The 16,439-nt window shown below is 56.3% G+C and carries 14 protein-coding genes; 11 read left to right on the forward strand and 3 right to left on the reverse strand.

Going from position 1 to position 16,439, the window contains the following annotated elements:
• Positions 1 to 158: 158 nt before the first annotated feature.
• From brnQ to malZ, 3 genes are all read left to right on the forward strand, one after another.
• Positions 159 to 1,478 (forward strand): branched-chain amino acid transporter carrier protein BrnQ, encoded by a 1,320-nt coding sequence (gene brnQ / locus EDF82_RS11290; RefSeq protein ID WP_123755655.1) that lies wholly within the window; start codon positions 159 to 161, stop codon positions 1,476 to 1,478.
• A 123-nt stretch (positions 1,479 to 1,601) separates the two neighbouring features.
• Complete coding sequence (gene proY / locus EDF82_RS11295) at positions 1,602 to 2,975, forward strand: proline-specific permease ProY (RefSeq protein ID WP_123755656.1); 1,374 nt, start codon at positions 1,602 to 1,604, stop codon at positions 2,973 to 2,975.
• 149 nt (positions 2,976 to 3,124) lie between these two features.
• The gene (malZ, locus tag EDF82_RS11300) at positions 3,125 to 4,948 is read left to right on the forward strand and encodes a maltodextrin glucosidase (RefSeq protein WP_123755657.1); all 1,824 of its coding nucleotides are present in this window, start codon (positions 3,125 to 3,127) and stop codon (positions 4,946 to 4,948) included.
• Here the strand turns inward: malZ and EDF82_RS11305 are convergent.
• Positions 4,939 to 5,841, reverse strand: coding sequence for a LysR substrate-binding domain-containing protein (locus EDF82_RS11305; protein WP_123756217.1), 903 nt, complete (start codon positions 5,839 to 5,841; stop codon positions 4,939 to 4,941). The two genes, malZ and EDF82_RS11305, sit on opposite strands and share 10 nt — an antisense overlap.
• Before the next feature lie 282 nt (positions 5,842 to 6,123).
• Here EDF82_RS11305 and EDF82_RS11310 point away from each other — a divergent pair, with 282 nt between their 5' ends.
• The 3 genes from EDF82_RS11310 to EDF82_RS11320 all read left to right on the forward strand — a co-directional run bounded on the left by EDF82_RS11310 (position 6,124) and on the right by EDF82_RS11320 (position 9,340).
• Positions 6,124 to 6,765 carry a hydrolase gene (locus EDF82_RS11310; protein ID WP_032689277.1) on the forward strand — a complete coding sequence of 214 codons (642 nt, stop codon included), beginning with the start codon at positions 6,124 to 6,126 and terminating at the stop codon, positions 6,763 to 6,765.
• Positions 6,766 to 6,901: 136 nt separating this feature from the next.
• Positions 6,902 to 7,447, forward strand: coding sequence for an antibiotic biosynthesis monooxygenase (locus EDF82_RS11315; RefSeq protein WP_123755658.1), 546 nt, complete (start codon positions 6,902 to 6,904; stop codon positions 7,445 to 7,447).
• A gap of 24 nt (positions 7,448 to 7,471) precedes the next feature.
• On the forward strand, positions 7,472 to 9,340 hold the full coding sequence (locus EDF82_RS11320) for an amidohydrolase (protein ID WP_123755659.1): 1,869 nt from the start codon (positions 7,472 to 7,474) through the stop codon (positions 9,338 to 9,340).
• Positions 9,341 to 9,425: 85 nt separating this feature from the next.
• Here EDF82_RS11320 and EDF82_RS11325 read toward each other — a convergent pair whose 3' ends face one another.
• Positions 9,426 to 10,028, reverse strand: coding sequence for a peroxiredoxin (locus EDF82_RS11325; RefSeq protein ID WP_004858569.1), 603 nt, complete (start codon positions 10,026 to 10,028; stop codon positions 9,426 to 9,428).
• A 182-nt stretch (positions 10,029 to 10,210) separates the two neighbouring features.
• Entirely contained in the window at positions 10,211 to 10,792 is a 582-nt protein-coding gene (gene acpH, locus EDF82_RS11330) for an ACP phosphodiesterase (protein ID WP_123755660.1), read from the reverse strand.
• Positions 10,793 to 10,949: 157 nt separating this feature from the next.
• On the opposite strand from acpH, the gene queA reads away from it, so the two are divergent.
• The 5 genes from queA to secF are packed head-to-tail and all read left to right on the forward strand — an operon-like array spanning position 10,950 to position 16,412.
• On the forward strand, positions 10,950 to 12,020 hold the full coding sequence (queA, locus tag EDF82_RS11335; RefSeq protein ID WP_123755661.1) for a tRNA preQ1(34) S-adenosylmethionine ribosyltransferase-isomerase QueA: 1,071 nt from the start codon (positions 10,950 to 10,952) through the stop codon (positions 12,018 to 12,020).
• Between the two features lie 54 nt (positions 12,021 to 12,074).
• Complete coding sequence (gene tgt, locus EDF82_RS11340; RefSeq protein ID WP_123755662.1) at positions 12,075 to 13,202, forward strand: tRNA guanosine(34) transglycosylase Tgt; 1,128 nt, start codon at positions 12,075 to 12,077, stop codon at positions 13,200 to 13,202.
• 22 nt (positions 13,203 to 13,224) lie between these two features.
• The gene (yajC, locus tag EDF82_RS11345) at positions 13,225 to 13,557 is read left to right on the forward strand and encodes a preprotein translocase subunit YajC (RefSeq protein WP_004133958.1); all 333 of its coding nucleotides are present in this window, start codon (positions 13,225 to 13,227) and stop codon (positions 13,555 to 13,557) included.
• A gap of 25 nt (positions 13,558 to 13,582) precedes the next feature.
• The gene (gene secD / locus EDF82_RS11350) at positions 13,583 to 15,430 is read left to right on the forward strand and encodes a protein translocase subunit SecD (RefSeq protein WP_123755663.1); all 1,848 of its coding nucleotides are present in this window, start codon (positions 13,583 to 13,585) and stop codon (positions 15,428 to 15,430) included.
• Positions 15,431 to 15,440: 10 nt separating this feature from the next.
• Positions 15,441 to 16,412, forward strand: coding sequence for a protein translocase subunit SecF (gene secF, locus EDF82_RS11355; protein ID WP_123755664.1), 972 nt, complete (start codon positions 15,441 to 15,443; stop codon positions 16,410 to 16,412).
• Positions 16,413 to 16,439: the final 27 nt, after the last annotated feature.

Raw genomic sequence — 16,439 nt, forward strand, 5'->3', positions numbered from 1 at the left:
CTGTTTTTGCGTGGTAATTCAAAAAACAATTCTTTCCCACGCCGCTTCGGGAGCATATCTCGCTGAGTTTGCCGGCAATCGCCGCTGTATCATCCCCAGGGAAAAGCACGGTATTTCCGTTTATTAATAACACCACATCCACAGGCAGTAATGAATTTATGACCCATCAGTTAAAATCGCGCGACATCATTGCGTTGGGCTTTATGACCTTCGCGTTGTTTGTTGGCGCCGGCAACATTATCTTCCCTCCGATGGTCGGTTTACAGGCTGGTGAACACGTCTGGACCGCAGCAATTGGCTTCCTGATTACGGCGGTGGGTCTTCCGGTGCTTACGGTCGTGGCGCTGGCAAAAGTCGGCGGTGGTGTTGAAAGCCTGAGCACGCCGATCGGCAAAGTCGCCGGTATTCTGCTGGCGGTCGTGTGCTATCTGGCCGTTGGCCCGCTGTTCGCGACGCCGCGTACCGCTACGGTCTCCTTTGAAGTCGGCATTGCGCCACTGACCGGCGACGGCCCGCTGCCGCTGCTGATTTATAGCGTGATCTATTTTGCGCTGGTGATTCTGGTTTCGCTGTATCCGGGCAAGCTGCTCGATACGGTGGGCAACTTCCTGGCTCCGCTGAAAATCGTTGCCCTGATTATTCTTTCCGTGGCGGCGATTGTCTGGCCGGCTGGCCCGATCAGCGACGCGATGGAAGCGTATCGTACCGCCTCATTCTCCAACGGTTTCGTCAACGGTTACCTGACGATGGATACCCTTGGCGCGATGGTCTTCGGTATCGTGATTGTTAACGCCGCGCGTTCTCGTGGCGTAAGCGAAGCGCGCCTGCTGACTCGTTACACCGTGTGGGCTGGTTTAATGGCCGGTGTTGGCCTGACGCTGCTGTATCTGGCGCTGTTCCGTCTCGGTTCCGATAGCGCGACCCTGGTGGATCAATCCGCTAACGGCGCGGCGATCCTCCATGCTTACGTCCAGCACACCTTTGGTGGCGCGGGCAGCTTCATGCTGGCGGCGCTGATTTTCATCGCCTGTCTGGTCACCGCGGTTGGCCTGACCTGCGCCTGTGCCGAGTTTTTCGCGCAGTATCTGCCATTATCCTATCGCACGCTGGTGTTTATCCTCGGCCTGTTCTCGATGGCGATCTCCAACCTCGGTCTGAGCCATCTGATTCAGATTTCGATCCCGGTGCTGACGGCCATCTATCCGCCGTGTATCGCACTTGTGGTATTAAGCTTTACCCGCAACTGGTGGCATAATTCGACCCGCGTTATTGCGCCGGCCATGTTTATCAGCCTGATGTTTGGTATCATTGACGGCATTAAATCGTCGGCGATTGCGGATATGCTGCCGGCCTGGACCGCACGTCTGCCGATGGCGGAACAGGGTCTGGCCTGGTTAATGCCGACCGCGGTGATGGTGGTTCTGGCGGTTATCTGGGACCGTACCGTTGGGCGTCAGGTGACTTCCAGCGCACACTAACCGGCGTTTTTAAGCAGTGTTAAGCCACGGGACTTCGGGTCCCGTGGTTTTTTGTTTTTTAAGTCATCCCCTTTTGGTTTTTGCCCCCGCGAAGGCCCGAAGAGAAAAACGGCATGGAATACGATGGAAAGTAACAACAAACTTAAGCGCGGGCTAAGTACCCGGCATATTCGCTTTATGGCACTGGGTTCGGCCATTGGTACCGGCCTGTTCTACGGTTCGGCGGACGCCATTAAAATGGCCGGCCCGAGCGTGCTGCTGGCCTATATTATCGGTGGCGTAGCGGCGTACATCATCATGCGCGCCCTCGGCGAGATGTCGGTGCATAACCCGGCCGCCAGCTCATTTTCACGCTATGCGCAGGACTATCTCGGCCCGCTGGCGGGCTATATCACCGGCTGGACCTATTGTTTTGAAATCCTGATCGTGGCGATTGCCGACGTGACGGCTTTCGGCATCTATATGGGAGTGTGGTTCCCGACGGTGCCGCACTGGATTTGGGTGCTGAGCGTGGTGCTGATCATCTGCGCCGTTAACCTGATGAGCGTCAAGGTGTTCGGCGAGCTGGAGTTCTGGTTCTCGTTCTTTAAAGTTGCCACCATCATCATCATGATTATTGCCGGTTTCGGCATCATTATCTGGGGTATTGGCAACGGGGGACAGCCCACCGGCATCCATAATCTGTGGAGCAACGGCGGCTTCTTCAGCAACGGCTGGCTGGGAATGGTGATGTCGCTGCAGATGGTGATGTTCGCCTACGGCGGGATTGAGATCATCGGTATTACTGCCGGCGAAGCCAAAGACCCGGAGAAATCCATCCCGCGGGCGATTAACTCCGTGCCGATGCGTATTCTGGTGTTCTATGTGGGCACGCTGTTTGTGATCATGTCCATTTACCCGTGGAACCAGGTCGGGACCAACGGCAGTCCGTTCGTGCTGACCTTCCAGCATATGGGCATTGCCTTTGCTGCCAGCATCCTCAACTTTGTGGTCCTGACCGCCTCGCTGTCGGCGATTAACAGCGATGTCTTCGGCGTTGGCCGGATGCTGCACGGGATGGCAGAGCAGGGCAGCGCGCCGAAGTTTTTCGCGAAAACCTCACGCCGCGGTATCCCGTGGGTGACGGTGCTGGTGATGACCGTGGCGCTGCTGTTTGCGGTTTATCTGAACTACATCATGCCGGAAAACGTCTTCCTGGTGATTGCGTCGCTGGCGACCTTCGCGACCGTCTGGGTGTGGATTATGATCCTGCTGTCGCAGATTGCCTTCCGCCGTCGCCTGCCGCCTGAAGAGGCGAAAGCACTGAAGTTTAAAGTCCCTGGCGGCGTCACCACCACGGCTGTAGGACTGGTGTTCCTGGTGTTTATCATTGCGCTGATTGGCTATCACCCGGAAACCCGCATCTCGCTGTACGTCGGCTTTGCGTGGATTGCGCTGCTGCTGGTGGGCTGGACGTTCAAAACCCGCCGCGACCGCCGCCTGGCACAGGCACAATAAGCGCGTCCTTCGCCTGCCGGATAGCCAGATGCTGCCCGGCAGGCACACTCTCCGCCCCCATTATCCTCCCCTAATAATTCCTGCGATGATGAGTCATACGCCTGTGCGCTATGGCAAGGTGTGCCTATTCTGAACAAAGAGGAACGACGATGTTGAAGGCATGGCACCTGCCTGTAGCTCCCTTTATTAAAGAGCAACAGGAACGACTCTTTATCACTTTATGGTTGCGCGGCGATGACCTGCCGCAGCGGGTCACGCTGCGCGCAGAAGAAGATAATGAAGAGCTGTCGCTGCCTATGCACCGGCTGCGGCAGGAACCGCATCCGGGCGTCGTCGCGTGGCGCGGCGAGATCAACCTTGCCAGCGGGCAGCCGCGTCGGCGCTATAGCTTTAAACTGCTGTGGGCGGATCGTCAGCGCTGGTTCACCCCGCAGGGATTGCAGTCTTTCCCGCCGGCGCGGCTGGAGCAGTTTGCCGTTGACCTGCCGGACAGCGGCCCGCAGTGGGTCGCCGATCAGGTGTTTTATCAAATCTTCCCCGACCGTTTTGCCCGCAGCGAGCCGCGGGAAGTGGAGCAGGATCAGGTCTATCATCACCACGCCGCCGGGCACGATATCGTGCAGAAAGCGTGGGATGAACCGCTCACCGGTGAGGCGGGTGGGTCAACGTTTTATGGCGGCGATCTTGATGGCATCAGCGAGAAGCTGCCGTACCTCAAGCAGCTTGGCGTCACCGCGCTGTATCTGAACCCGGTGTTTGTTGCGCCGAGCGTGCATAAATACGATACCGAAGATTACCGTCGCGTCGACCCACAGTTTGGCGGTGATGCCGCGCTGCTGCGTCTGCGCCACAATACGCAACGGGAAGGGATGCGTCTGATCCTCGACGGCGTGTTTAACCATTCCGGGGATTCCCACGCCTGGTTCGATCGCCATCAGCGCGGGAGCAGCGGCGCCTGCCATCATGCGGATTCGCCGTGGCGTGACTGGTTTACGATATCTGAGGAAGGCGAAGCGCATAACTGGCTGGGCTACGCCAGCCTGCCTAAGCTGGACTACCGCTCCGAGAGCCTGGTGAATGAAATCTATGCCGGGGAAGACAGCATTGTGCGCCACTGGCTGAAAGCGCCGTGGAGCATGGACGGCTGGCGGCTGGACGTGGTGCATATGCTGGGAGAAGGCGGCGGTGCGCGCAATAACCTGAAACATATCGCCGGCATTACCCAGGCGGCGAAACAGGAGCAGCCAGAGGCTTTTGTTTTTGGTGAACATTTTGGTGATGCCCGCCAGTGGTTGCAGGCCGATGCCGAAGATGCGGCGATGAACTATCGCGGGTTTACCTTCCCGCTGTGGGGCTTCCTCGCCAATACCGATATCTCGTACGATCCGCAAAAAATCGATGCGCAAACCTGCGTTGCCTGGATGGAGAACTATCGCGCCGGGCTGTCGCATCAGCAGCAGCTGCGGATGTTTAACCAGTTGGATAGCCACGATACCGCGCGATTTAAGTCGCTGCTGGGGAAAGATGTTGCTCGCCTGCCGCTGGCGGTCGTGTGGCTGTTCTGCTGGCCGGGGGTACCGTGCATTTACTACGGTGATGAAGTGGGCGTCGACGGCAATAACGATCCGTTCTGCCGCAAACCTTTCCCGTGGGACCCGGCGCTGCAGGATACCGCGCTGCTGGGGTTGTATAAGCGGGTAGCGAAGCTGCGTAAAGCCAGTCAGGCGTTGCGCTACGGCGGTTGCCAGGTGGTTTATGCCGAGGAGAACGTGGTGGTGTTTGCCCGCGTCTACAAGCAGCAGCGGGTGCTGATTGCCATCAACCGGGGCGAAGCCTGCGAGGTGGTGGTCGAGGATTCGCCGCTTCTGAACGTCGAGGAGTGGCTGCTGAAAGAGGGCGATGGCGCGCTGCACGACGGGGTGCTGGCACTGCCCGCGATCTCTGCCAGCGTGTGGTTCAGCCGTCAGGCGTAAAGCTGACTCAGGAACGATTCGTGGAGAAGGGCCTCGCGCCACCAGCGTTGGGCCAGTCCGTCGTTATCGCTGCGCCAGGCAATATAGGCCAGGTCTTTTTCGCGGCAGGAGATGACGGACTTCTCAAGCAGCTCGCCACTCTCCAGCCACGGCTGAGCGATATGGCGGGGCAGAAAACCGCAGCCCACGCCGGCCCGCAGCAGCGCCACTTTGCTGGCAAAATCGTCGACGCGAATCTGAAGCTGCTCGGTGAGCAGGTTGCTGTTCAGCGGCTGGCAATAGCGGGCGCTGTCGCTTATCACCACCGCCCGATGCAGGCTGAGCTGTTTGTTGCTGAGCGGCTGGGTGGTGGCGGCCAGCGGATGGTTGGCCGCAACGACAAAGACGTTGTCCAGCGTACCGGCCATTTTCCATGACCATTCGGCTGAAGTCGGCGGTTCGTTAATGGCGCCGAGGATCATATCGGCGCCGTTGCGGGTCAGCTCCTCCCAGGATCCGGCCAGCGTATGGTGGGTAAAGTTGAGCCGGGTCTGCGGATTTTGCGCGTAAAAGGCGTCGATCAACGGCAGCAGACGTTCAAAGGGGAAAGAGGCATCGAGGGCGATCGCCAGATCCCGTTCCCAACCGGCACTCAGCTGTTTGGCCTGTTTTTCCAGATCTTTCGCGGCATTGATCAACAGCCGTCCCTTCTCCAGTACCATTCTTCCGGTATCGGTAAATTTTGCCCGGTGACCGCTGCGATCCAGCAGGGTGATATCCAGATCGCTTTCCAGCTTTTGGATCATATAGCTCAGGGCCGCTGGGGTTTTATAGAGTGATTCTGCGGCGGTGGCGAACGAGCCATGGGTTTCTAAAGCATCGAGAATGAGCAGCACATCAAGGTTTAAGCGCATCAATGAGTTACCGGAAAAAATAAGGTGACTCAGTTTTACCGAACCCGACATTCAATGCCAGTGAATAATTTAGAACCCTTTCGCGTAATTTTTTGATAAATATCGCGATCGTCATTCATTAACATTGTTGTTTCATACTTTCTTATTTTCGAAATAGCACAGTGAATTTCTTTAATAACTCGTTAGAAATTACTGACTATACTCAGCATGCTTTATCCGTCACGATCCGACCCACAACAGTGTTTGCTATATCTCTTTAACTCAATGATTAAGAAGGTATTCATGTCTATTCGGGAACTGATCGACCCAACCAACTCCGCCCTTATCTTTATTGACCATCAACCGCAGATGTCTTTTGGTGTTGCCAATATTGACCGTCAGACACTTAAAAATAATACCGTTGCCCTGGCTAAAGCCGGCAAGATTTTTAATGTCCCGGTAATTTATACCTCCGTGGAAACCAAAAGCTTCAGTGGCTACATCTGGCCGGAATTACTGGCAGTCCATCCGCAGGTTAAACCGATTGAACGTACATCGATGAACTCCTGGGAAGATGCCGCTTTTGTTAAAGCAGTGAAAGCGACGGGTCGCAAGAAATTGATTATCTCCGCGCTGTGGACCGAAGTGTGCCTTACCTTCCCGGCGCTGATGGCGCTGGAAGAAGGCTTCGAAGTCTACGTGGTCACCGACACCTCCGGCGGCACCTCCGTGGATGCCCATGAGCGCTCTATCGATCGGATGGTGCAGGCTGGCGCAGTACCGGTGACCTGGCAGCAGGTTCTGCTTGAGTACCAGCGCGACTGGTCACGCAAAGAGACCTACGATGCGGTGATGGATCTGGTTCGCGAACACAGCGGCGCTTACGGCATGGGCGTGGATTATGCCTATACCATGGTGCACGGCGCGCCGGAACGTAAAGCCTAAATACGCGTCCTCCTTCATGCTGCCCGCTGGTTGGCTTCGTTTGCCCACCTCGACGCAGCATGAATGATTTTGTGTATTGTCATTCATGGCGAATGGCGGGGCCATCCGCGATTCGCCTGCAGCAAGGAGCCCGGTAATGACGCAGCAGAAATCGGTGACCCTGGTGATAAGCCATATGCTCGACCCCGAGCATGGGGAACGCTATGAACAGTGGCTCGGTAAAATTATGCCCATCGCGGCGGAGTTTCCAGGCCATCTTGGCGCTAACGTGATTCGTCCGACTCCCGGGCAGAATCTCTGGAGCGTCATTATTCGTTTTGACACCATCGAACACCTCTACGCCTGGACGCAGTCATCAACGCGTCACGAGCTGGTGGCGGAAATCGCGCCGCTGCTCAATGAAGGCGATCGCACGGAAATTCGTACCGAACCGGCGTTCTGGTTTACCCCACCCGTTACCAACGTGCGCCAGCCGCTGCGCTGGAAGCAGTTTCTGATAACGCTGCTGGTGATTTTCCCCAGTACTAATCTGGTGCCCTGGCTGACCGGGATGTTGCTTCCCTCGATGCGGGGGAGCTTGTTGCTGCATTTGATAAATGATGCCTGTGTGGTCGCGCTGGTGGTCTGGTTCTGGATGCCCATCGTGACCCGTCTGTTTGCTGGCTGGTTAAAGAAAAACTGAGCCAGACGCCTGGAGGAGAGCGTTATGTCGCAAACTGCCACACTGATCCTGACGAATGGTCGCATCCATACTCTCGATCAAAACAACCCGTTGACCGAGGCCATCGCCATCGCCGACGGTAAGATCCTGGCCACCGGCAGCCGCGATCGGATCATGAGCTTTGCTGCTGAAGGGACGCAGATCGTCGATCTGCAGGGCCATACGGTGATCCCGGGCCTCAACGATTCCCACCTGCATCTGATCCGCGGCGGGCTGAACTATAACCTTGAGCTGCGGTGGGAAGGCGTTCCGTCACTGGCGGATGCGCTGCGGATGCTCAAAGATCAGGCCGACCGCACGCCGTCACCGCAGTGGGTTCGCGTGGTCGGCGGCTGGAGCGAGTTCCAGTTTGCCGAACGGCGGATGCCGACCCTCGAAGAGTTAAACGAGGCGGCGCCGGATACCCCGGTCTTTGTGCTGCACCTCTACGATCGCGCGCTGCTGAACCGCGCTGCGCTGAAGGCGGTGGGCTATACCAAAGAGACGCCGGACCCGGCCGGGGGCGAAATCGTGCGCGATAGCCGCGGCAACCCCACAGGGATGCTGATCGCCAAACCGAACGCCATGATCCTGTACGCCACGCTGGCCAAAGGGCCGAAGCTGCCGCTGGAGATGCAGGTTAACTCGACGCGCCAGTTTATGCGCGAGCTAAACCGGCTTGGCCTGACCAGCGCCATTGACGCCGGGGGCGGTTTCCAGAACTACCCGGAAGATTATCAAATTATTGAACAGCTGCATGCGCAAGATCAGATGACCGTGCGCATTGCCTATAACCTGTTTACCCAGCGTCCTAAACAGGAGCTGGACGATTTCGAGCGCTGGACCGATATGCTGAAGCCGGGGCAGGGGACCGACTTCTTCCGCGCCAACGGCGCCGGCGAAATGCTGGTGTTCTCGGCGGCGGACTTTGAAGATTTCCTGCAGCCGCGCCCGGATCTGCCAGAAGGGATGGAAGACGAACTGGAGCGCGTGGTTCATCATCTGGTGGAGCATCGCTGGCCGTTCCGCCTGCATGCCACCTACGATGAGTCGATCGGCCGGATGCTCAACGTCTTCGAGAAAGTGAACCGTGATATTCCGTTTAACGGTCTGCACTGGTTCTTCGACCATGCCGAAACCATCACCGAGCGGAATATTGAACGCGTGAAGGCGCTGGGCGGCGGGATTGCAGTACAGCACAGGATGGCATTCCAGGGGGAATATTTTGTCGACCGCTATGGTAAAGATGCGGTGAAACATACCCCGCCGGTGGCGAAAATGCTGGAACTGGAGGTGCCGGTTGGGCTGGGGACCGATGCGACGCGGGTGGCGAGTTACAACCCGTGGACTGCGCTCTACTGGCTGGTCTCCGGGCGCACCGTGGGCGGCATGGCGATGTATGACGAGAGTAACCGTCTGCCGCGCGACGTGGCGCTGGAATTGTGGACGGCGGGCAGCGCCTGGTTCTCCAGCGAGCAGGGTAAAAAAGGGCGTATTGAGAACGGCCAACTGGCGGACCTGGTGGTGCTGTCAAAAGACTACTTCAGCGTACCGGAAGAGGAAATCAAAGGCATCGAGTCGGTGCTGACGGTCGTCGGCGGCAAAGTGGTTTACGCTGCCGGACACTTCTCGCCGCTAGCGCCGCCGCCGATTCCGGTGGTGCCGGACTGGTCGCCGGTGGTTAAGGTGCCGGGCCACTATCGTTCCGCACCGCCTGCGGCGGCGAAAATCGGGGCAATCGTGCAGATGCACCAGTGCTGCGGCAGCTGTGGCGTGCATGGTCACCAGCATGATATCGCCCGTAAGTCGTCGATCCCGGTCTCCGACGATCAGGCTTTCTGGGGCGTGCTGGGCTGTTCCTGTTTCGCGTTTTGATTAGCAGATAACCCGCGGCGGGTATGCCAGGCCGCGGGATCAAAAAAGGCTCGCAGATGCGAGCCTTTTTTTAAACGCGAGCCGATTACAGGCTGGAGACGTTCTCGGTCAGGTATTTTGCAACGCCTTCCGGAGATGCAGCCATACCTTCTTTTCCTTTTTCCCACTGTGCCGGGCAAACTTCACCGTGCTCTTCGTGGAACTGCAGCGCGTCAACCATGCGCAGCATTTCGTCGATGTTACGGCCCAGCGGCAGGTCGTTAACCACCTGGTGACGAACAACGCCGTTTGCGTCGATCAGGAAGGAACCACGCAGTGCAACGCCTTCGTCCGGATGCTCGATACCGTAAGCTTTCTGGATTTCACGTTTGATGTCAGCAACCATCGCGTATTTAACCGGGCCAATACCGCCCTGGTCAACCGGGGTGTTACGCCATGCGTTGTGAACGAATTCGGAGTCGAAGGAGACGCCAACGACTTCTACGCCGCGTTTCTGGAACTCTTCGTAACGCTTGTCAAAAGCGATCAGCTCAGACGGGCATACGAAGGTGAAGTCCATCGGCCAGAAGAACAGTACGGTCGCTTTACCGTTGGTGTGCTGTTTGAAGTTGAATTTCTCAACGATTTCGCCGTTACCTAAAACTGCTGCTGCGGTAAAATCCGGAGCCTGACGAGTGACCAGAACCATATGATTCTCCTGTTAATAGTAAGGTTAATTGGTACGCAACGGGGGCAAGTATAGGGACTGGCTTGTGCGAACTCAACGTGACGCTGACAATCAATGAGATAGGTTCAGCCTATCAATATGTATCAGAAAACGAGGTTCAGAATAGCTTTTCTGTGAGAAAGCGCAATCTTTTATCGCGCTCGTTACAGTTCCCGGCGGGTCGCCTGGGCCATCATGCGCGGATAAAACTGCCAGAACTGCTGCTCCAGCTTGTCGTAGTGGGTGTCCAGGTCCTGCCAGGAGTCGCGCAGGGCATCAAGACGGGGCCGACGGCTGGCCATACCGTTGAGGACGCGCTGAATAAAGTCCATGTCTTTATAACGTTCCAGCCAGCGTTCCGACCATAAATAGTCATTGAGATTGACGAAGCGCGGCGGCGAATCGGGCAACACCGGCGTGACCTGCTCCTCGGCATAGCGCACAAATTCACTGAGCGGAAAGTCGGGCGAAATTTGCGCCCAGTGGTGCGACAGAAAATGATCCCACATGACGTCCAGCGTAATCGGGGCGACACGGCGCGTTTCGGGACGGAACCACTCTCGCGCCGCTTTGACCTCTGCCAGATTGTCGGTCATGACATCGATGCGGCGATGCATAAAGATGCCGTCGACGATATCGGCCGGGTAGTCCGCCTGCGGGTTGCCGCGAACGAAATCAGCCAGAAGGTTGCCGGGAAGTGAGCTGTTGGCGAGATGAGCTAAATGCAGGTGTGCGAGAAAATTCATAATACTCGTTATTCTTCAGGTTGCAGGTGCGTTGGCTTCAACGTGACTCGCCTCATCAATGACGTAGAGTATTACATCTCTCCTGAGGGGTAAAGGTTGCAGGGAACACGCCCCGGCACTAGACTACCCGCCTCTTTATTTAGGCCGAGCCACCGTCATGCGCGTTACTGATTTTTCCTTTGAACTACCCGAATCCCTGATCGCCCACTACCCACAGCCGGAGCGCAGTAGCTGTCGCCTGCTGTCGTTAGACGGACCGACGGGGGCGCTGACGCATGGCATCTTCACCGATCTCCTCGACAAGCTGAACCCAGGCGACCTGCTGGTATTCAACAATACCCGGGTGATCCCGGCGCGCCTGTTTGGCCGTAAAGTCAGCGGCGGCAAGATTGAAGTCCTGGTTGAGCGGATGCTCGACGACAAACGCATTCTGGCCCATATTCGCGCCTCTAAAGCGCCGAAGCCGGGAGCGGAGCTGCTGCTGGGCGACGATGAAAGCATTCATGCCACCATGGTGGCGCGTCACGATGCGCTGTTTGAAGTCGAGTTTAACGACGAGCGCCCGGTACTGGATATCCTGAACAGCATCGGCCATATGCCGCTGCCGCCGTATATCGACCGCCCGGACGAAGACGCCGACCGCGAGCTGTATCAAACCGTCTATAGCACCAAACCAGGGGCCGTGGCCGCACCGACCGCCGGCCTGCACTTTGACGATGCGATGCTGGATAAGCTGCGTGCCAAAGGTATCGAAATGGCGTTCGTGACGCTGCACGTCGGCGCCGGAACCTTCCAGCCGGTGCGCGTGGATACCATCGAAGACCACATCATGCACTCCGAGTATGCCGAAGTGCCGCAAGAGGTGGTCGACGCGGTGCTGGCGGCGAAAGCACGCGGTAATCGCGTTATCGCGGTGGGCACCACCTCCGTGCGCTCGCTGGAGAGCGCGGCGCAGGCGGCGAAAAACGACCTGATTGAACCGTTCTTCGGTGATACGCAGATCTTTATCTATCAGGGATATCAATATAAAGCGGTTGATGCGCTGGTGACCAACTTCCATCTCCCTGAATCGACTCTGATTATGTTGGTTTCGGCCTTTGCCGGTTACCAGCATACTATGAATGCCTACAAGGCTGCGGTAGAACAAAAATATCGCTTTTTTAGCTACGGTGACGCGATGTTTATCACGTACAATCCGCAGGCTATTTTTGAGCGTGTCGGGGAATAACCTCCGCGACATGAGTGTTTAACGTCAGACTGTTTTTCTGACGCAGGAGTGAAAATGAAATTTGAACTGGATACGACCGACGGACGCGCTCGCCGCGGCCGCCTGGTATTTGATCGTGGCGTAGTTGAAACGCCAGCCTTTATGCCCGTTGGGACTTACGGCACCGTCAAAGGGATGACGCCGGAAGAAGTTGAAGCCACCGGCGCACAAATTATCCTCGGCAACACGTTCCACCTGTGGCTGCGTCCGGGCCAGGAAATCATGAAGCTGCACGGCGATCTGCATGATTTCATGCAGTGGAAAGGGCCAATCCTGACCGATTCCGGCGGTTTCCAGGTCTTCAGCCTCGGCGATATCCGTAAGATCACCGAGCAGGGCGTCCACTTCCGTAACCCGATTAACGGCGATCCGATTTTCCTCGACCCGGAAAAATCGATGGAGATTCAATACGATCTCGGCTCCGATATCGTGATGATCTTCGACGAATGTACGCCGTACCCGGCGGACTGGGACTATGCTAAACGTTCGATGGAAATGTCTCTGCGCTGGGCGCAGCGTAGCCGTGACCGTTTCGACAGCCTGGGCAACAAAAATGCGCTGTTCGGCATTATCCAGGGAAGCGTTTACGAAGATTTACGCGATATATCCATTAAAGGTCTGGTAGACATCGGCTTTGATGGCTACGCTGTCGGCGGCCTGGCTGTCGGCGAACCGAAAGCAGACATGCACCGTATCCTGGAGCACGTTTGCCCGCAGATTCCGACCGACAAACCACGCTACCTGATGGGCGTCGGGAAGCCCGAAGATCTGGTTGAAGGGGTACGCCGCGGTATCGATATGTTCGACTGCGTGATGCCGACGCGTAACGCGCGTAACGGCCATCTGTTTGTTACCGACGGCGTGGTGAAGATTCGTAATGCGAAGCACAAAAGCGATACTGCGCCGCTGGATGCGGAGTGTGATTGCTATACATGTCGCAATTATTCACGCGCTTACTTGCATCATCTTGATCGTTGCAACGAAATATTGGGCGCGCGCCTCAATACCATTCATAACCTTCGCTACTATCAGCGCTTAATGGCTGGTTTACGTAAGGCTATTGAAGAGGGTAAATTAGAGAGCTTCGTGACCGATTTTTACCAACGTCAGGGACGACCTGTTCCTCCTGTGAACGTTGATTAATTTTAATAATGAGGGAATTTGAATGAGCTTTTTTATTTCTGATGCGGTAGCAGCAACCGGTGGCGCGGCGCAGGGTAGCCCGATGTCTCTGATCCTGATGCTGGTGGTGTTTGGTCTGATTTTCTACTTCATGATCCTGCGCCCACAGCAGAAGCGTACCAAGGAACATAAAAACCTGATGAGCTCCATCGCGAAAGGCGATGAAGTGCTGACGAATGGTGGTCTGGTCGGTCGCGTCACTAAAGTTGCGGAAAGCGGATACATTGCTATCGCGCTGAACGATACCACCGAAGTGGTTATCAAACGTGACTTCGTAGCTGCCGTTCTGCCGAAAGGCACTATGAAAGCACTGTAATCCACTTTTCCCTAAGGGAACTGCCGTGTTAAACCGTTATCCTTTGTGGAAGTACATCATGCTGGTCGTCGTTATTATCGTCGGCCTGATGTATGCACTCCCCAACCTGTATGGTGAGGATCCGGCCGTTCAAATCACTGGCGTGCGCGGTGTCGCCGCCAGTGAGCAAACGCTGATCCAGGTCCAGAAATCGTTACAAGAAGAAAAAATTACCGCTAAGTCTGTGGCGCTGGAAGAGGGCACTATTCTTGCGCGCTTCGACACCACCGACGTCCAGTTACGTGCACGTGAAGTGCTGATGGGCGTATTGGGTGATAAATACGTCGTGGCACTGAACCTTGCACCGGCGACCCCTCGCTGGCTGGCGGCTATTCATGCCGAGCCAATGAAGCTGGGTCTTGACCTGCGTGGCGGCGTGCACTTCCTGATGGAAGTGGATATGGACACCGCGCTGGGTAAACTGCAGGAACAAAATATCGACAGCCTGCGCAGCGAACTGCGTGAAAAAGGCATCCCTTACTCTACCGTGCGTAAGGAAGACAATTTTGGTCTGAGCATTGCGTTTCGCGATAGCGCAGCACGCGATCAGGCTATCTCCTGGCTGAGCCCGCGTCACCGCGATCTGGTTATCTCCACTCAGGGCACTACCGGCCTGAAAGCCGTGATGACCGATGAACGCCTGAAAGAAGCCCGCGAATATGCCGTGCAGCAGAACATCAACATTCTGCGTAACCGTGTTAACCAACTGGGTGTTGCCGAGCCGCTGGTACAGCGTCAGGGCGCCGACCGTATCGTGGTTGAACTGCCGGGTATTCAGGATACCGCGCGTGCGAAAGAAATCCTTGGCGCGACCGCGACCCTGGAATTCCGTCTGGTGAACAGCAACGTCGACAGTGCAGCTGCCGCTTCGGGCCGCGTCCCTGGTGACTCCGAAGTGAAAGACACCCGTGAAGGTCGGCCGGTTGTGCTGTACAAGCGTGTGATTCTGACCGGTGACCATATCACCGACTCCACTTCCAGCATGGATGAGTACAATCAGCCGCAGGTTAACATCTCGCTGGATAGCGCTGGTGGCAACATCATGTCTAACTTCACCAAGGACAACATCGGTAAGCCGATGGCGACCCTGTTCGTGGAGTACAAAGACAGCGGTAAGAAAGATGCTAACGGTCGTGCGGTTCTGGTGAAGCAGGAAGAGGTGATTAACATCGCCAACATCCAGTCTCGCCTGGGGAACAGCTTCCGTATTACCGGTATCAGCAACCCGAACGAAGCGCGTCAGCTGTCTCTGCTGCTGCGTGCCGGTGCGCTGATTGCGCCGATTCAGATCGTTGAAGAACGTACCATCGGCCCAACTCTGGGGATGCAGAACATCAAACAGGGTCTGGAAGCATGTCTGGCCGGTCTGGTGGTCTCTATCCTGTTCATGATTTTCTTCTACAAGAAATTCGGTCTGATCGCGACCTCCGCGCTGGTGGCGAACCTGGTGCTGATCGTCGGTATCATGTCCCTGCTTCCAGGGGCAACGCTGAGTATGCCGGGGATTGCGGGTATCGTGCTAACCCTTGCGGTAGCGGTCGATGCTAACGTACTGATCAACGAGCGTATTAAAGAAGAGTTGAGCAACGGACGTTCTGTTCAGCAGGCGATTGACGAAGGTTATAAGGGCGCATTCAGCTCTATCTTCGATGCGAACATTACGACCCTGATCAAAGTTATCATCCTGTACGCGGTCGGTACCGGTGCAATTAAAGGGTTTGCGATTACGACCGGTATCGGTGTTGCAACCTCGATGTTTACCGCTATCGTCGGCACCCGTGCCATCGTGAACCTGCTGTACGGCGGCAAGCGCGTTAAAAAGCTGTCTATCTGAGGAGTGCGTTGTGGCACAGGAATATACTGTTGAACAATTGAACCACGGCCGTAAAGTCTATGACTTTATGCGCTGGGACTACTGGGCTTTCGGCATCTCCGGTTTTCTGCTGATTGCCGCCATTGTCGTGATGGGCGTGCGTGGGTTTAACTGGGGTCTGGATTTCACTGGTGGTACGGTGATTGAAATTACCCTTGAAAAACCTGCCGATATGGACCAGATGCGTCTGGCGCTGCAGAAGGCGGGCTTCGAAGAGCCGCAGCTGCAGAACTTCGGTAGCAGCCGTGACATCATGGTACGTATGCCGCCGGTACATGATACCAACGGCAGCCAGGAGCTGGGCAGCAAGGTCGTTAATGTGATTAACGAATCGACCAGCCAGAATGCGACCGTCAAACGAATTGAATTTGTGGGACCGAGCGTCGGGGCAGACCTGGCACAAAGCGGCGCAATGGCGCTGCTGGCCGCCTTGATCTGTATCCTGGTCTACGTTGGTTTCCGCTTTGAGTGGCGTCTTGCTGCCGGGGTCGTTATCGCCCTGGCGCACGATGTGGTAATTACGATGGGCATCCTGTCGCTGTTCCATATCGAGATCGATCTGACCATCGTCGCGTCACTGATGTCGGTTATCGGCTACTCGCTGAACGACAGCATCGTGGTATCGGACCGTATCCGTGAAAACTTCCGTAAGATCCGCCGCGGTACGCCGTATGAGATCTTTAACGTGTCGTTGACGCAGACGCTGCATCGTACCTTGATCACCTCAGGGACCACCTTGATGGTTATCCTGATGCTGTTCCTCTTTGGCGGCCCGGTGCTGGAAGGCTTCTCGCTGACCATGCTGATCGGTGTCTCCATCGGTACAGCTTCTTCTATCTACGTGGCGTCGGCACTGGCGCTGAAGCTGGGCATGAAGCGCGAGCATATGCTGCAGCAGAAAGTCGAGAAAGAAGGCGCGGATCAGCCGTCCATTCTGCCGTAAGTCAGAACGGTTCTGAGAACGCAATCC

Source organism: Klebsiella sp. BIGb0399 (assembly GCF_003752615.1).
GTDB lineage: Bacteria > Pseudomonadota > Gammaproteobacteria > Enterobacterales > Enterobacteriaceae > Klebsiella > Klebsiella lignicola.